We start from the raw sequence: 15,024 nt of genomic DNA, 5'->3' as shown, positions 1-15,024 counted from the left end.
GCCGCCCCGGGAAGCCGAATCCTGCTTCGGTGCCCGGCGGGGCGCGGCCCGCCGACAATCCGAGTCGCCTGGACAAATTAATTGTTCGGTGAGACCGTGGAGGCATGCTGGACGTGACCGTGATCGAGGACGCAGAGGCCGCCGCCGCCTCCCTGGACCCGACGAGGGCCCGGCTGCTGGCGGAGCTGGCGGCCGGCCCGGCGTCGGCCGCCATGCTGGCGGGGCGGGTCGGGCTGCCCCGCCAGAAGGTGAACTACCACCTGAAGACCCTGGAGCGGCACGGCCTGGTCGAGCTCGCGGGCGAGCGCCGCAAGGGCAACGTCACCGAGCGGCTGATGCGCGCGACCGCGGCGTCGTACGTCATCTCGCCGCTCGCTCTCGCCGCCGTGCAGCCCGACCCCGACCGCTTCCGGGACCAGCTGTCCGCGCGCTGGCTGCTCGCGCTCGGCGCCCGGCTCGTCCGGGACGTCGGGTCACTGATCACCGGTGCGGCGAAGGCGCGCAAGCGCCTGGCCACCTACGCCCTCGACGGCGAGGTGACCTTCGCCTCCGCCGCCGACCGCGCCGCGTTCATCGAGGAGCTGACGCAGGGTGTCGGCGCCCTCGTCCGCAAGTACCACGACCCGGACGCGCAGGGCGGGCGGGACCACCGCATCGTCCTCGCCGTCCACCCCACGGTCAGACCCGGCACCGGTGCCGACGAACCGCCCGCGCCGGAGATCGGGGCGCCGTCATGAGCGCCGCCACCGCCGTCCGACCCGCCCCCCGAGTGCCCGCCCAGGGCCGAACAGCAGGAGTGACCGTCATGTCCAAGGAATTCGAGATCGCCCGCGAGTTCGAGGTCGAGGCCCCGCCCGAGAAGGTGTGGGAGGCGATCACCAGCGGTACGGGCGGCTGGCTGTGGCCCATGGAGTACGAGCCCAAGGAGGGCGGCACCGGACCCTACGGGGCCACCATCACCGCCTGGGACCCGCCGCACCGACTGACCAGCCGTGTCGAGGACGTCGACGGGATCGACGTCCAGACGCTCAACCAGCTCGACCACACCATCGAGTCCCGCGACGGCGGGCGCTCTTCCTGGGTGCGCTACGTGCACAGCGGCATCTTCGTCGACGACTGGGACAACCAGTACGACGGCGCCGCCAAGCACACCGACTTCTACCTGCACACCCTGCGCGAGTACGTGACGCACTTCGCGGGCCGCCCGGTCGCCTTCACCACCTTCGACGGACCCGAGGCGTCCGTCGCCCCGGAGGCCTTCGCCGCCGTCGGACGGGCGCTCGGTCTCGCCGACGACACCGCCGAGGGTGCGCGGGTGCGGGCCGAGGGACCCGAGGGCCGCGTCCTGGACGCCGTGGTCGACTACCGCAACCCGTACTTCATCGGCCTGCGCACCGACGACGCCCTCTACCGCTTCTTCGGTCGCAACCACTGGGGCGCCCCCGTCGGCGTCAGCGTCCACGACTTCGCGCCCGGTGCCGACGCCAAGGGCACCGAGACGGCCTGGCGGGGCTGGCTCGACGGAGTCTTCGCCGGCTAGTAATGCCGTCCGGACTGCTCCGGGCCGCCGGACGCGAGGAGCCCGGCCCCCTGACGCGGGGCCGGGCTCCGGCGCGTGGGCGGCCGTGGCGGCGTACGAAGGCCGCCGGCCGCCGGTGCTACGGCTTGAAGCGGAGCACCTGCGGGTCGTGGTCGCTGATCTGGTCCGAGAACTCCGAGTTGATGTGCACGCTGTCGTACTCCAGGTCGCAGCCCTTGCGGATCGACGGGCTGACCAGGATCTGGTCCAGGACCTGGCTGTTGCCCTGGTAGTCGTACGTGTAACGCTCGCTCCTCGGCAGCGACTTGATCGCCGACCAGAGCTCGCCGTCGCCCTCCAGCAGCTCCGCCGTCCCGGAGAACTCGAAGTCGTTGATGTCGCCGAGCGCGACGACGTCCGCGTTCTTCTGCGTCGCGAGGATGTCCTTGACGAAGGAGTTCACCGCGGTCGCCTGGAGGTGGCGCTGGGTCTCCGAGCTGCGCACCGGCGGCTGGAACTGCCCGTGCAGCGACTGGTCGCCGCCCTTGGACGCGAAGTGGTTGGCGATCACGAAGACCGTCTTCCCGCGGAAGACGAACTCGCCCGCGAGCGGCTTGCGGCTGCTCTTCCAGGCGTCGGAGGCCGGGTCGATACGGCCGGGGGAGACCGTCAGGGCGGCCTTCCCGCGCTCCTTGGTGACCCCGACGGCGGTCGTCGCGTCGCCGCCCGCGCGGTCCGTGAAGGACACCCGCTCCGGGTTGAACAGGAACACCTGCCGGATGTTGCCGCCCGGCTCGCCGCCGTCGGCGAGGTCGACCGGGTCGATGGACCGCCACTCGTAGGCCGGGCCGCCCGCCGCCGCGATGGCGTCGACCAGCTTGCGCATCGTCAGCTCGGCGGAGACCGTACCGTCGTTCTTGGCGCCGTTGTCGTCCTGGATCTCCTCCAGCGACACGATGTCCGGCGACTGGAGGTTGTTCACGATCGCGGACGCGTGGGCCGCGAACGTCGTGTCACCCGGGTCCAGGTTCTCGACGTTGTACGTCGCGACGGCCAGTTCCTTGCGGCCCTGCGCGTCGGTGGTCTCCCGCTCCAGGCCGCCCTTGTCCAGGGTGCCCAGCTTGCCGGCGACCAGCGTGTAGCCGCCGTACTGGTTGTAGTCGAGCGGGCCGGAGGTGGTGCCCGCGAGCTCGTCGCCCACGTTCGCCGTCGGGAAGTCGGCCGCGGCGCCCAGGGACTGGATCTGCAGCCGCCCGGTGTTCTGCGAGGTGTACGAGCCGTAGACCGTGCCGCCGCGACGGGCGGCGTGCTCGTGCGGCTTCACCGTGACCCACAGTTCGGCGTACGGGTCGGTGGCGGTGACCACCCGGACGTCGGAGACCTGGACGTTCATGCCCTCCAGGGACTCGTAGAGGTCCAGGGCGTACTCCGCCGGCCGGAGCGGCAGGCCGTTGACCGAACCGCCCGCGGCGGGGTCGCCGTCGGCCGTGTAGGCGTCCGGGACCGAGTCGGCGTCGACGACCGTGGCGGCCGGGACCGCGTTGCCCGCGGAGACCACGGTCACCGTCGGCTTGGTGATCTCCGTCAGCGACTGGTTGCCGGTGGAGGCGCCGCCCGGCACGTACTCGGAGACGGTGCCCGTGACCGTCACCTTGTCGCCGACGGCGACCTTCGGGGCGGAGCTGGTGAAGACGAACACGCCCTCACTGGTGGCCGGGTCGGCGTCCGCGTCCGGGTCCTGGAACCAGAACCCCTTCGACGAGCCGTAGGTGCGCACACCGGTGACGATGCCGGTCACGTCCGTGACCTTCTGGCCCGCGAACGGGGAGACGCGGGTGGTGCCCTGGATGTCGTGGATGTGGACGGTGTCCGCGTGGGCGGGTGCGGTGAGCACCACGGCGGAGACGGTGGAACAGACCGCGGCGACGGTCAGCGCGGCGATGCGCGCGGTTCTCTTGCTCGGCAAGGGAATCCCTCCGGGGACGTTACGTGAGCGCCGGGACGAGGGCGGATCGATGGCGGGAGCGCGACCTGCGTGCGGGCCGGTGACGCGCGTAGAAGCAGGTGGGGCGGGCGCCCGTTCGACTTCTACGCGCGTCAATCTCGTGTGTGGCCGGGGGAGTTGTCAAGGTTTCGGGGGTGTACGACTCCTGACAGGGACATGAACCGGGCGGCATGCGTCCAAATCCGTCTAGGCTGAGTCGCCACGGCTGTGCGGTGCGGGCGGCGGGGGGTCACGCGTCTCCACCACGCCCGCCTCCGCCCCGCCGTATCCGTTTTTGTCCGCCCCGCCGTCTCCGGCCCCGACCGTTCGCCCGACACCCGCCCGCGGTGCCGCCTCCCGGCGCCGTCCGCCCGCCCCGCGCCGTACGGTGCCCGGCCGTTCCGCCCGCCGGGCCGGCCCGGCCACCGACACCCCCCGCCTGTCCTGCTTGTCCGGAGGAGAACCAGCCGATGTCAGACAGCTCACCCCTGCCGCCCGTGCGGCTGTCGTCCGAAGCGGAGCTGGCGCGGGACGCGCTCGCCACCCCGCTGCTCTCCCGTGCCGCGCGGCTCGCCCGCTGGGCCGGTCCGGACACGCGTGTGGGCGCGGGCGGTGAACTGGTCGAGGAGCAGCTCGCGCGGGCGGCCGGCGAGCTCGGTCTCACCGGCGACGAGGCCGCGGCGTACGCCAGCGAGGCATGGCGGGTGGCCGTGGACGCCGGTCTGGTCGAGATCGTGGACGAGGAGGAGGGCACCGTCGCGGCGGGCGCCGACCTCGGGCAGCTGACTGCGGGCGCTCCGCACGACGTCCTCGGCGTGTGGCTCGCCGCCCTGGAGACCGTGCTGGCCGACGCGAGCGTGCCGGACCTCGACGACATCGTCGGCGCCATGGACGAGGGCGGCACGATCGACTTCTCCCAGCTCGACTGGGACCCCGAGGCGGAGGCCCGGTTCCTCGACGGCGTGCTCGGCAACCTGTACGTGCTGACGGTCAGTGAGGACGGCCCCGGCGGCAGCCCGGTCCCGCTGCCCGCCCTGGCCGCGTCGATGATCGTCCCCGACGACATGGGCGAGCCCACCAACGACGTGCTGGAGCAGGTGTCGGACGCGATGATGCGGCTCGACGACCAGTTCCGGCTGCTCGAACCGATCGGGCTCGTCGAGTTCCAGCCCGTCGACGAGGCGCTGATGGCGGACGCCGACGAGGAGCCGGCGGCGATCGACGAGACGGACGTCTCACGCTACGGAATGGTGCGGCTGACCCCGCTCGGCCTGTACGGGCTGCGGGCCCGGCTCCTGGAGTCCGGGATCGAGGCACCGGCGGTCGGCGACCTCACGGACAAGGGTGCCGACGCGCTGCTGCACGGTACCTCCGCGTTCCCCCCGGCGGCGGCCCAGGCCGAGACCGAGCAGTGGCTCGCCCGCCGTGAGGCCCTCGCCGCCGCACGCGAACTGCTGGCCGCCGCGCGGGGCGCCGACGCCGGTGCGCCGCTGCGCCGGCTGCGCTGCCAGCAGGCACTGTCGCTCGTCGGGGCCGAGGCGGAACCGGCGCTGCGCGAGGTGCTCGACGACCCCGAACTCGGCGGGCTGGCGCGGGTCTGGCTCACGGAGCGGGGCGCGGCCGACGTACCGGCGCCCTCGGAGGCGATGGTCTTCTGGCTGACCATCGACACCCTGGCCGCGCAGCTCGCGGCCGAGGGCAACTCCGACGAGCTGCAGGGCCTCGTCGAGGGGCTCGCCCAGCAGCACGGCGGCTTCTTCGCGACCGCCTGGCGGGTCGACCACCCGGCCACGCCGGACGTCCTGGAGGCGATGGGCCGTCTGCACCCGGACCGCAAGATCGCCAAGGAGGCCCGCAAGGCGGCGTTCAAGGCGCGCTCGCAGCAGGGGAGTTGACCCATCCCGGCCGGTGATTGAGGGCGGCCTCGCGGGGGCCCGTTCGTGAGGGTGGGCTCGCTGGGCGCCCGTCCGAGAGGCCGGGCTCAGGGGGTCCTGTCCGTGACGCCGGCCTCGTGGGGCGCTGTGTCCGTGAGGCCGGGCTCGCGGGGCGCTGTCCGGCGGGCCCGGTCGCTTTCCCCGGACCGTGTGCCGGGGGTCCGCCCGAATCGGCCCCGCCGCGGGCCGCGGCACCGCCGATCGCGGCCACGGCGACGAGCGCCGATCGCGGCGGCACCGACATCAGTCGGGCGCCCGGATGCTGTCGATGATGCGGGTCCAGTTGTCGCCGCCGTGCCCGGCCTCGATCGCGCGCCGGTAGTGGGCCTGCACGGCCGACGGCAGCGCCAGGTCCAGGCCGAGCGAGGCGCTGGTCTCGACGATGTGGTCGGACGTCGCGCCCATCATGGTGACCGTGCTGAGGTCGCCGGGGTGTTTCCCGGCGTCCAGCGCGCTGCCGGGGTGCTCCTCCGCCGACCGCAGGATGGCGCCGATGGAGTCGGCGGACGAGAGCAGCTCCGGCAGCGCCTGGGCCGCCTTCATCCCCGCGGTGCCCAGCATCGCCGTCGCGTGCATCAGCCCGGACAGCGTGGTGAGGAACACCGCGAGCTGGGCCTGGTACATCATCTGCGCGAGGCCCGGGTCCTCGCCCAGGTACTTCGGCGACCCGATCCGTGCCAGGACCGGACGGTGACGCTCCATCACCCCGGCGGGGCCGCTGTAGTAGACGTGGGCCGCCTCCGAACCGACCATCGGCGCGGGGACCATGACGCCTCCGGTGAGGAACGCGGCGCCGTGGTCCGCCGCCCAGGCCGCTGCCCGGCGTGAGCGCTCGGGGGTGTCGGAGCTCAGGTTGACCAGTGTGCGCCCGGCGAGCGAGGTGGCGGCGTCCCCGAGGATGTCGTACATCGCTCCGTAGTCGGTGAGGCTGAGGATCACGAGGCCGCTCGCCCCGACCGCCGCGGCCGGTGTCGCCGCGAGCGTCGCGCCGTCGGTGACGACGCCGTCGGCGCGGCCGGGAGTGCGGTTCCAGACCGTGACCGGGTGGCCGGCCGCGAGCAGGGTGCGGGTCATCGCCCGGCCCATCGGGCCGAGTCCGATCACGGTGACGGCGGTGTCCCGCCCGGTGGTGTCGTTCTGTCGTTCGTTCACCCCTCCATGCTCGGAGAGCACCGCCCCGCCCGGAAGTACCTACTATTTTCTGCGGTACTCACCTTTCGGTAAGGGGGAACAGCGATGGCCAAGGCACCGAGGAACGGGCCCTACATCTGCGGGATCGACGCCGCGCTCGACGTGGTGAGCGGCAAGTGGAAGGGGCTGATCCTGTGGGAGCTCCACGCGCACGGCGTACGCCGCTTCGCGGAGCTGCGCCGCGGTCTGCCGGGGGTCAGCGAGAAGATGCTGACCCAGCACCTGCGTGAGCTGGAGGCGGACGGGCTCGTGCACCGGAAGGTCCACGCCGAGGTGCCGCCCCGGGTGGAGTACACGCTGACCGAGCACGGGCACACCCTCAACCAGGCGCTGGCCCCGCTCGGTGCCTGGGGCGTCGAGCGGATGCGCCGCGAGGGCTGCGAGAGGGTCGGCGCGGCCGGGACCGCGCACGGGTAGGCGTCCCGGCCGGTGGCCAGGTGGATTCACGTAACGGGGTCCTCCGATGTCGGGCCGCGTTCAACTGCCGTTCAGCCGCGGGCGGGACGGTGGCGCCGCAACGAGGTCCGCCACCCCCCTCACGACAGTCCCACTCCACCGTCACAGGAGACAGCATGTCGCTCACCCGCAGGGACTTCGCCAGACGGTCCGCGCTCACCGGCGCCGGAGTCGCGCTGGCCGGCAGCGTCGGCGCCCTCGCCACCGCGCCGAACGCCCTCGCGTCCACCGACACCGAGAGCACCGGCGACGACTCGGCGGACCGGCACGGGGGTGTCGGCTACGGACCGCTGATCCCCGACCCCGACGGCCTGCTCGCCCTGCCCGCCGGGTTCAAGTACCGCGTCATCACCTACAGCGGCCGCACCAAGCTGGAGTCCGGCGAGTTCACCCCGTCCAACCACGACGGCACGGCCACCTTCGACGGGCCGCGCGGCGCCACCCTCCTGGTCAACAACCACGAACTGTCCGGCGCCCGGTCCAAGTGGAAGTACCCCGTCCCGCTCACCGAGGGCCTGGTCTACGACCCGGCCGCGTCCGGTGGCTGCACGGTCGTCGAGGTCCGCCACGACAAGGTCGCCGAGTGGGTCGGCATCGCCGGCACCGCCACCAACTGCGCGGGCGGCAGCACTCCTTGGGGAACCTGGCTCACCTGCGAGGAGACCGAGGACAAGGCCGGCCAGAACGGCATGACCAAGGACCACGGCTACGTCTTCGAGGTCGACCCCGAGGACCGCCGCCGCAACCGCGACCCCAAGCCCGTCAAGGCCCTGGGCCGGTACGCCCACGAAGCCGTCGTCGTCGACCCCAAGCGCGGCCGCCTCTACCTCACCGAGGACGCCTCGAACCCGAACGGCCTCCTATACCGCTGGACCCCGCCGCAGGGCTTCGAGCACGGCCACGGCCGGCTGGCCGGCCTCGCCGACGACGCGGGCGCGCTCCAGGCGTTCAAGTGCTTCGACTCCGGCGGCCAGTTCGTCGACGACCTGTCCCGCGCGACCAGGATCGGCACGGTGTACGGCGTCGACTGGGTGGACGTCCCGGACCGCGACGCGAAGACGGTCTCCGTGCGCAAGCAGTTCGGCGCCGGCCAGGTCACCCGGGCCCGCAAGCTCGAAGGCATGTGGTGGAGCGACGGCGGCGCCTACATCGTCTCCTCGTTCGCCCGCGCGGAGAGCCCCCTCCAGCACGACGGCCAGGTCTGGTTCTACGACCCCAAGCGCCGCACGCTGACCCTGAAGGTCCTGCTCGGTGTGAACCCGGACCCCGGCAAGGACGGCGCCTTCGACGGCCCCGACAACATCACCGTCTCCCCGTACGGCGGACTCGTCATCGCCGAGGACGGCGCGGGCGTCCAGCACCTCTTCGGGGCCACCGACAGCGGCCGCACGTACCCGATCGCCCGCAACGAGCTCAACATCGGCACCGAAGAGGAGCCGGAGTACAGCGAGTTCACCGGTGTCACGTTCTCGCCCGACGGCCGGACCCTGTTCGCCAACATCCAGGACCCCGGCATCATGCTGGCGATCACGGGACCGTGGAAGCGTCAGCAGCGTCGGTGAGAATCCGCCCGCGGCGGGATGATTAATTCATTGGCCGGTTCCGCGGCCGCCCTTTTAGAGTGATGCCTGTCCAGGTGCGAAGGCAGGACCTACTTCCACTCATAATGGGGCGGCCACGGGTTCGAATCCCGTCACCGGTACCACGCGCCGGTGTAGCTCAGGGGCAGAGCACCTACGTCGGTTCCGCCGACCTGAACTCTGGACACCACAACTTCACGCACCTCCCGGTGCGCAGGCTGCGGCTACTTCTCTCTCAAAGAATCCCCGCCGCCGCCGACTTGATCTCGGGAGGCGCAGCTCATGGTGGGTGCCCGGTGCGCAGGCAACGGTTACTTCTTCCGGATCGGACGGTTGCGGGTTCGAGTCCCGTCATCGGCTCAGGGCCGATGTAGCTCAATCGGCAGAGCATCTGACAAGTCCGTCGCCGACCCCTGATCTCGGGCACCCTCCATTTGCCGCGCCTTCCGCCGAAAACGCGACAGTCACCGTCGCCGACGAATTCGGGGGAATTCATCATGGCGCGATTCAACATCAGGACCGCGAAGCCCAGGAGCACGTCGCGGGTGACCTCCACCGGCCGTGTCCTTCGCACCTACGAGGGCGGCCGCGGCCGTGAGCGCGACGCGCGCTCCGAGCTCTTCCTCCTGGCCGTCGCCAACTTCGTCTCGCAGAACACCTTCTACGAGACCGGCGCCGACCGCGACGACCGGTTCGCCGCGCTCGTGCGGCGGCTCGCCGTCGAGGACCCGTCGTGGACGGCGGGACTGCTCGGCTGGCTGCGCGGCGAGGGCAACCTGCGGACCGCCTCGATCGTGGGCGCCGCCGAGTACGTGAAGGCGCGGCTCGACGCCGGCGCCACCGAAGGCCCCGCCAACCGCGAGGTCGTGGCCTCCGTGCTGCGGCGCCCGGACGAGCCCGGCGAGCTGCTCGCGTACTGGACCTCCCGCTACGGCCGCAACGTGCCCAAGCCCGTCAAGCGCGGTGTCGCCGACGCCGTACGGCGGCTCTACCACGGCGGGTCCCTGCTGAAGTACGACACCGCGTCGAAGGGCTACCGCTTCGGCGACATCCTCAACCTGGTGCACGCGGCGCCGGACCCCGACAAGCCGTGGCAGGGCGACCTCTTCCGGTACGCCCTCGACCGGCGCCACAACCCCGACACCGCCGTCCCGCCCGCCTCGAACCGCGTGCTCGTCGCGCACCGCGAGCTGATGGCGCTGCCGGTCGCCGAGCGGCGGGCCGTGGTCACCGCGCCCGACGGGCCCGAACGGCTGCGTGCGGCCGGTCTCACCTGGGAGGCGCTCGCCGGATGGCTCCAGGGCCCGATGGACCGGGCGGCCTGGGAGGCCGTGATCCCGTCCATGGGCGCGATGGCCCTCGTACGCAACCTGCGCAACTTCGACGAGGCGGGCGTCAGCGACGAGGTCGCGGCCCGGGTCGCGGCGAAGATCAGCGACCCGGCCGAGGTGGCGCGGTCCCGGCAGTTCCCCTTCCGCTACCTCGCCGCCTACCAGCACGCGCCCTCGCTGCGCTGGGCGTATCCGCTGGAGCAGGCGCTCGCCCACTCGCTGGCCAACGTGCCGGCGCTGGGCGGACGCACACTCGTCCTCGTCGACCGGTCCGGCTCGATGTTCTACTCGCGCCTCTCGGAGCGCTCCGAGCTGAACCGGGCGGACGCGGCCGCGATCTTCGGTACGGCGCTCGCGCTGCGGGCGGCGGACGCGGACCTGGTCGAGTTCGGCACGAGCAGCGAGCCCGTGCGGTTCCGCCGGGGCGAGTCGGTGCTGCGGGTCCTGGAGCGGTTCGGGGACCTCGGCGGCACCGACACGAGTGCGGCGGTGCGCCGGCACTACCGGAAGCACGACCGGGTGCTCATCGTCACCGACGAGCAAGCCATGTACAGCCACCACGGCGACCCGACCGAGCAGGTCCCGGCCGACGTCCCCGTCTACACGTGGAACCTCGCGGGGTACCGGCCGGGCCACGGCCCGTCGGGCACGCCCCTCCGGCACACCTTCGGGGGGCTCTCGGACGCGGCCTTCCGGATGGTGCCGCTCCTTGAGGGGGCACGGGACGCCGACTGGCCCTGGGCGAGTTGAGCGACGGGGGCGGAGGCGGGGCTCGGCTCGGGGCGGGCGCTGAGGGGGCGGTTCGTGGTGCGGGGTCGCTGACTGCTGGGGGGCGGTCCGTGGTCGTGCGGGTCGCCCTCTTGTGGCGCGGGACAGCTGATATCTAACATTTCAGTTGTGGAGACGATGCGACCCGTGCGGCGGACCCTGCTCCGGGACCGGGCCTACGAGACCATCCGGGACGCCATCGTGGCCGGTGACCTCGCGCCGGGCGCGGTGGTGCGGGACGCCGAGCTCGCCGAGCGGCTCGGGCTGTCGCGGGCACCGGTCCGCGAGGCGTTCGCCCGGCTCGTGGACGACGGGCTCCTGGAGTCCAAGCCGCAGAGCTACACCAGGGTGACCCCCGTGAACGCCGCCGATGTGCGCGACGCCGCCGCCGTCGTCGGCGCCATGCACGAACTGGCCGTCCGTACGGCGGTTCCCCGGCTCGACGCCGGTCACATCACCGTGATGCGGGAGGCCAACGCGCGGTTCGCCCGCGCCGTGCGGGACGGTGACGTGGACGCCGCCCTGCGTGCCGACGACGAGCTGCACGACGTCCTGGTGCGGGCCGGCGGCAATCGTGCCGCCGCCGCCACCGTCGCCCGGTACACCCCCCTCATCCGGCGGCTGGAGCGGCGCCGCTTCGGTGAGGGGGGCAACTGCCGGTCGGCCGGTCTGCACGAGCGGCTGATCGACGCGTGTGCCGACGGGGACGTGGACGAGGCCGTCCGCGTCACGGCGGACATCTGGCGCGGGCTGGAGGAGCTGGCGGATGGGGATGCCGGTGCCGTCGACGGTGGTTGAGAAGTGGTGAGCGTGCTGGTTTCCGAGACGGCACCCGAATCGGGGAGGACCCCCTCATGTCCCTTGCCTCGTACGCGCGTTACCCCCTGCTCTTCGGGCCCTCGCCCGTGCATCCCCTGGAGCGACTGACCGCACACCTCGGGGGCGCCGCGCTGTGGGCCAAGCGGGAGGACTGCAACTCCGGCATCGCCTACGGCGGCAACAAGACCCGCAAACTGGAGTACCTCGTCGCTGACGCGCTCGCCCAGGGTTGCGACACCCTAGTCTCGATCGGCGGGGTCCAGTCCAACCACACCCGCCAGGTCGCCGCCTGCGCCGCCCGCGCCGGTCTCAAGTGCGTCCTCGTGCAGGAGAGTTGGGTGGATTGGCCCGACGCCGTCTACGACAAGGTCGGCAACATCCTCCTCAGCAGGCTCGCCGGCGCCGACGTGCGGCTCGTCCGGGCCGGGTTCGGCATCGGCGTCAAGGAGAGCTGGGAGCGGGCGCTGCGTGAGGTCGAGGAGGCGGGCGGCAGGCCGTACGCCATCCCGGCGGGCGCCTCGGACCATCCGCTCGGCGGGCTCGGGTTCGCCGGCTGGGCCTACGAGGTCGCCGCACAGGAGGAGGAGCTGGGCGTCTTCTTCGACACCGTGGTGGTGTGCTCGGTGACCGGATCCACCCAGGCGGGGATGGTGGCCGGGTTCGCGGCGCTCGCCGAGGCGGGCGGGCGACCGCGTCGCGTCCTCGGGATCGACGCGTCGGCTGAGCCTGCCCGCACCCGCGAGCAGATCTCGCGCATCGCCCGGGGCACCGGCCGGCTGATCGGTCTGCGGGCCGAACTGACGGAGGCGGACGTCGAGCTCGACGAGAGGTACCACGCAGGTACCTACGGGGTTCCCGACGAGGCGACGCTGGAGGCGATGCGGCTCGCCGCGCGTACCGAGGGGATGGTCACCGACCCCGTCTACGAGGGGAAGTCGATGGCCGGCCTGATCGATCTGGTCGCTCGCGGCGAGATCGGGCGGGAGTCGACAGTGCTGTACGCCCACCTCGGGGGGCAGCCCGCCCTGAACGCCTACAGCGCCCTGTTCTGAGCCGGGCCGGACGGGCCTTCTCCGGTGCTCGTTACGATGCGGAGAGGGGCCCCGGTTGGTGAGGAGTGTGGGGATGGTGGGTGCGGGTGCGGGTGCGGGTGCGGGTGCGGGTTCCGGTGCGGGTTCCGGTGCAGGGGCCGTGCGGGGCATGAGGGCTGACGCGCGGCGGAACTACGAGCGGTTGCTCAAGGAGGCCGCGGTCGCGTTCGCCGAGCACGGGGAGAGCGCGTCGCTGGACGACATCGCCAAGCGGGCGGGGGTGGGGTCCGGCACGCTGTACCGGCATTTCCCCACGCGGCGGGCGCTGTTGGAGGCGGTGTACGTCGACAGTGTCGAAGCGCTGGCGGTCCGGGCGGACCAGATCGCGCGGGAGCTGCCGCCGGGCGAGGCGCTGGGGGAGTGGCTGAACGAACTCGGCGAGGGCATGGTCCGGATGCGCGGGCTGAAGGCGTTGCTCGGGTCGGCTGTCGCGGACGGGTGTGCTCCTGTGCTGAGCGCGTGTGGGGAGCCGTTGAAGCGGGCGGTGGGGCGGTTGGTGGGGGCGGCGCAGCGGGAGGGGACGCTGCGGGCGGATGTGGAGCCGATCGAGGTGCTGCGGCTGGCGCACGGGGTCGTTACGGCGTCGGAGCTGGCCGGGGGTGGGGGGCCGTGCATCCGGCGGTACCTGTCGCTGCTGACGGAGGGACTGCGGGCGTAGGGCCTCCGGCCGACTCCGGTGCGCTGGTCGCCGTTGGTGCGGTGTGGTGGGCGTCGGGCGCCTTCGGTTCGGTGGGTGGGTCGGGGCCGTGCCGGTACATCCGGCCGTCGGTAGTTGTTGTTGGCGTCCGTTACCAGCGTTCCTCGGTCGGGTACGTCCCCGTCTCGACGGCCATTTGATGTACCGGCACGGCCCCTTCGGTGCGATGGCGACTGCGGGTCGCGGGCGGCTGAGCTGCGGGGGCTCGGGCCCGGTGGCTCCCGTGCGGGCCGTGGGGGCTGAGCCCGCGGGGGCGCGGGGCCGGTTGCTCCCGTGCGGGCCGTGGGCGGCGGTCCCGCCCCTAGCTGCGCAATCCTGATGATGGGGAGGGTGGGCGCAGCGGCACCCGTTGGCGTCGGGTTCGCCGGCCCACCCTCGTGACCACCGGTGCTGAGGAGTGTGAGAGGAGTGGGCCCACCCGGGCGGCGTTTCAGGGCGGGTGGGCCTGGTGGGTGGGTCAGAGGGCGGCGGCTGCCGGCTTGACCATGCCTCGGACCGTGCGGGACTTGACGAAGTCGCCCACTGCCGTCATCTCCCACTCGCCGGAGAACTGCTTGATCAGCTTGGCCATGATGACGCCCGTCTGGGCCTCGGCGTTGGTGAGGTCGAAGCGGACCAGCTCCTCGCCCGTCGCGGCGTCGAGGAGGCGGCAGTAGGCCTTGGCGACCTCGGTGAACTTCTGGCCCGAGAAGGAGTTGACCGTGAAGACCAGGCCGGTGACCTCCTGGGGGAGACGGCCGAGGTCGACGACGATCACCTCGTCGTCACCGCCGCCCTCGCCCGTCAGGTTGTCGCCGGAGTGCTTGATCGCGCCGTTCACGATGGAGAGCTTGCCGAAGTAGCAGCTGTCGATGTGATTGCGCTGCGGCCCGTACGCGATGACCGAGGCGTCCAGGTCGATGTCCTTGCCGCGGAACGCGGGCTCCCAGCCGAGGCCCATCTTGACCTGGGAGAGCAGCGGGCGGCCGCCCTTGACCAGGGACACCGTCTGGTTCTTCTGCAGGCTCACCCGGCCCTTGTCGAGGTTGATCTTCCCGGACGAGGGGGCGGCGGGTGCGGCGGCGGGCGGTGCGGCCGGGACGGGCGGGGCCGCCACGGGCTGCGCCGGGGGTGCGGCCGGGGCGGCGGCGGGCGCCGGCTCCTCGACCGTCACACCGAAGTCCGTGGCGATGCCGGCCAGGCCGTTCGCGTAGCCCTGGCCGACCGCGCGGGCCTTCCAGACGCCGTTGCGCAGGTAGACCTCGACGATCACCAGGGCCGTCTCCGCGCCCAGCTGCGGCGGGGTGAAGGAGGCCAGCACGGAGTTGTCGTCCGCGTTGCGGATGGTGGCCGTGGGCTCGATGCCCTGGAAGGTCTGCCCCGCGGCGTCCGGGCTCGCGGTGACGACGATCTTCTCGATGCCCGGGGGGACCGCGGCCGTGTCGACCGTGATCGCGTCCGGCGCGGAACCGCCGCCCGAGCGGTACGTCACGCCGGGGCCCGCGGGCTGGTTGTAGAAGATGAAGTCGTCGTCGGAGCGCACCTTGCCGTCGGCGGTGAGCAGCAGGCCCGAAACGTCGAGCCGCACGGGAGCGGCGACGTCCACCGTCACGCGGGTGACGGGGAGAGGGATGTTCGAGCCGGGGGTCATAGCGGTCATGCCGGGTGAACGACC

At 72.5% G+C, this 15,024-nt stretch carries 12 protein-coding genes and 1 tRNA gene; 10 read left to right on the top strand and 3 right to left on the bottom strand.

Annotated elements, in window-relative coordinates; all coding sequences use genetic code 11:
* Positions 1-104: 104 nt before the first annotated feature.
* Complete coding sequence (locus ACZ4VA_RS17500; RefSeq protein ID WP_355786721.1) at positions 105-737, top strand: ArsR/SmtB family transcription factor; 633 nt, start codon at positions 105-107, stop codon at positions 735-737.
* A gap of 68 nt (positions 738-805) precedes the next feature.
* Complete coding sequence (locus ACZ4VA_RS17495) at positions 806-1,540, top strand: SRPBCC family protein (RefSeq protein ID WP_356175615.1); 735 nt, start codon at positions 806-808, stop codon at positions 1,538-1,540.
* 118 nt (positions 1,541-1,658) lie between these two features.
* Here ACZ4VA_RS17495 and ACZ4VA_RS17490 read toward each other — a convergent pair whose 3' ends face one another.
* Positions 1,659-3,485, bottom strand: a complete 1,827-nt coding sequence (locus ACZ4VA_RS17490) for an endonuclease/exonuclease/phosphatase family protein (protein WP_468081927.1) — start codon at positions 3,483-3,485, stop codon at positions 1,659-1,661.
* Positions 3,486-3,973: 488 nt separating this feature from the next.
* Here ACZ4VA_RS17490 and ACZ4VA_RS17485 point away from each other — a divergent pair, with 488 nt between their 5' ends.
* Positions 3,974-5,398, top strand: coding sequence for a hypothetical protein (locus ACZ4VA_RS17485; protein WP_356175609.1), 1,425 nt, complete (start codon positions 3,974-3,976; stop codon positions 5,396-5,398).
* Positions 5,399-5,680: 282 nt separating this feature from the next.
* Here the strand turns inward: ACZ4VA_RS17485 and ACZ4VA_RS17480 are convergent, their stop codons facing one another.
* Positions 5,681-6,589 (bottom strand): NAD(P)-dependent oxidoreductase, encoded by a 909-nt coding sequence (locus ACZ4VA_RS17480; protein ID WP_356239103.1) that lies wholly within the window; start codon positions 6,587-6,589, stop codon positions 5,681-5,683.
* Positions 6,590-6,673: 84 nt separating this feature from the next.
* Between ACZ4VA_RS17480 and ACZ4VA_RS17475 the strand changes: the two genes are divergently transcribed.
* The 7 genes from ACZ4VA_RS17475 to ACZ4VA_RS17445 all read left to right on the top strand — a co-directional run bounded on the left by ACZ4VA_RS17475 (position 6,674) and on the right by ACZ4VA_RS17445 (position 13,331).
* A complete protein-coding gene (locus tag ACZ4VA_RS17475; RefSeq protein ID WP_355785199.1) occupies positions 6,674-7,045 on the top strand; it encodes a winged helix-turn-helix transcriptional regulator in 372 nt (123 codons plus the stop codon).
* A gap of 155 nt (positions 7,046-7,200) precedes the next feature.
* Positions 7,201-8,646 carry an alkaline phosphatase PhoX gene (locus tag ACZ4VA_RS17470; protein ID WP_355785201.1) on the top strand — a complete coding sequence of 482 codons (1,446 nt, stop codon included), beginning with the start codon at positions 7,201-7,203 and terminating at the stop codon, positions 8,644-8,646.
* A gap of 64 nt (positions 8,647-8,710) precedes the next feature.
* Positions 8,711-8,789 (top strand) — tRNA-Met (locus tag ACZ4VA_RS17465).
* A 372-nt stretch (positions 8,790-9,161) separates the two neighbouring features.
* Positions 9,162-10,745, top strand: a complete 1,584-nt coding sequence (locus ACZ4VA_RS17460) for a TROVE domain-containing protein (protein ID WP_468081924.1) — start codon at positions 9,162-9,164, stop codon at positions 10,743-10,745.
* Positions 10,746-10,892: 147 nt separating this feature from the next.
* A complete protein-coding gene (locus ACZ4VA_RS17455; RefSeq protein ID WP_468081922.1) occupies positions 10,893-11,561 on the top strand; it encodes a GntR family transcriptional regulator in 669 nt (222 codons plus the stop codon).
* Between the two features lie 56 nt (positions 11,562-11,617).
* Positions 11,618-12,634, top strand: coding sequence for a 1-aminocyclopropane-1-carboxylate deaminase (locus ACZ4VA_RS17450; protein ID WP_468081920.1), 1,017 nt, complete (start codon positions 11,618-11,620; stop codon positions 12,632-12,634).
* A 148-nt stretch (positions 12,635-12,782) separates the two neighbouring features.
* Positions 12,783-13,331, top strand: coding sequence for a TetR/AcrR family transcriptional regulator (locus tag ACZ4VA_RS17445; protein ID WP_356175593.1), 549 nt, complete (start codon positions 12,783-12,785; stop codon positions 13,329-13,331).
* A 496-nt stretch (positions 13,332-13,827) separates the two neighbouring features.
* On the opposite strand, the gene ACZ4VA_RS17440 is transcribed toward ACZ4VA_RS17445, so the two are convergent.
* On the bottom strand, positions 13,828-15,000 hold the full coding sequence (locus tag ACZ4VA_RS17440; RefSeq protein WP_356173560.1) for a TerD family protein: 1,173 nt from the start codon (positions 14,998-15,000) through the stop codon (positions 13,828-13,830).
* Between the last annotated feature and the right edge of the window lie 24 nt (positions 15,001-15,024).

The organism is Streptomyces sp. NPDC028308 (genome assembly GCF_055565855.1).
The sequence above is the reverse complement of the archived record's forward strand: the minus strand, read 5'-3'. Positions and strand labels throughout refer to the sequence as shown.

Excerpts from the sequence above, each read along its gene's own strand:
- ACZ4VA_RS17500 (WP_355786721.1), top strand. The coding sequence starts at position 105 with ATGCTGGACGTGACCGTGATCGAGGACGCAGAGGCCGCCGCCGCCTCC.
- ACZ4VA_RS17495 (WP_356175615.1), top strand. The coding sequence starts at position 806 with ATGTCCAAGGAATTCGAGATCGCCCGCGAGTTCGAGGTCGAGGCCCCG.
- ACZ4VA_RS17485 (WP_356175609.1), top strand. The coding sequence starts at position 3,974 with ATGTCAGACAGCTCACCCCTGCCGCCCGTGCGGCTGTCGTCCGAAGCG.
- ACZ4VA_RS17475 (WP_355785199.1), top strand. The coding sequence starts at position 6,674 with ATGGCCAAGGCACCGAGGAACGGGCCCTACATCTGCGGGATCGACGCC.
- ACZ4VA_RS17470 (WP_355785201.1), top strand. The coding sequence starts at position 7,201 with ATGTCGCTCACCCGCAGGGACTTCGCCAGACGGTCCGCGCTCACCGGC.
- ACZ4VA_RS17460 (WP_468081924.1), top strand. The coding sequence starts at position 9,162 with ATGGCGCGATTCAACATCAGGACCGCGAAGCCCAGGAGCACGTCGCGG.
- ACZ4VA_RS17450 (WP_468081920.1), top strand. The coding sequence starts at position 11,618 with ATGTCCCTTGCCTCGTACGCGCGTTACCCCCTGCTCTTCGGGCCCTCG.
- ACZ4VA_RS17445 (WP_356175593.1), top strand. The coding sequence starts at position 12,783 with ATGAGGGCTGACGCGCGGCGGAACTACGAGCGGTTGCTCAAGGAGGCC.
- ACZ4VA_RS17440 (WP_356173560.1), bottom strand. The coding sequence starts at position 15,000 with ATGACCCCCGGCTCGAACATCCCTCTCCCCGTCACCCGCGTGACGGTG.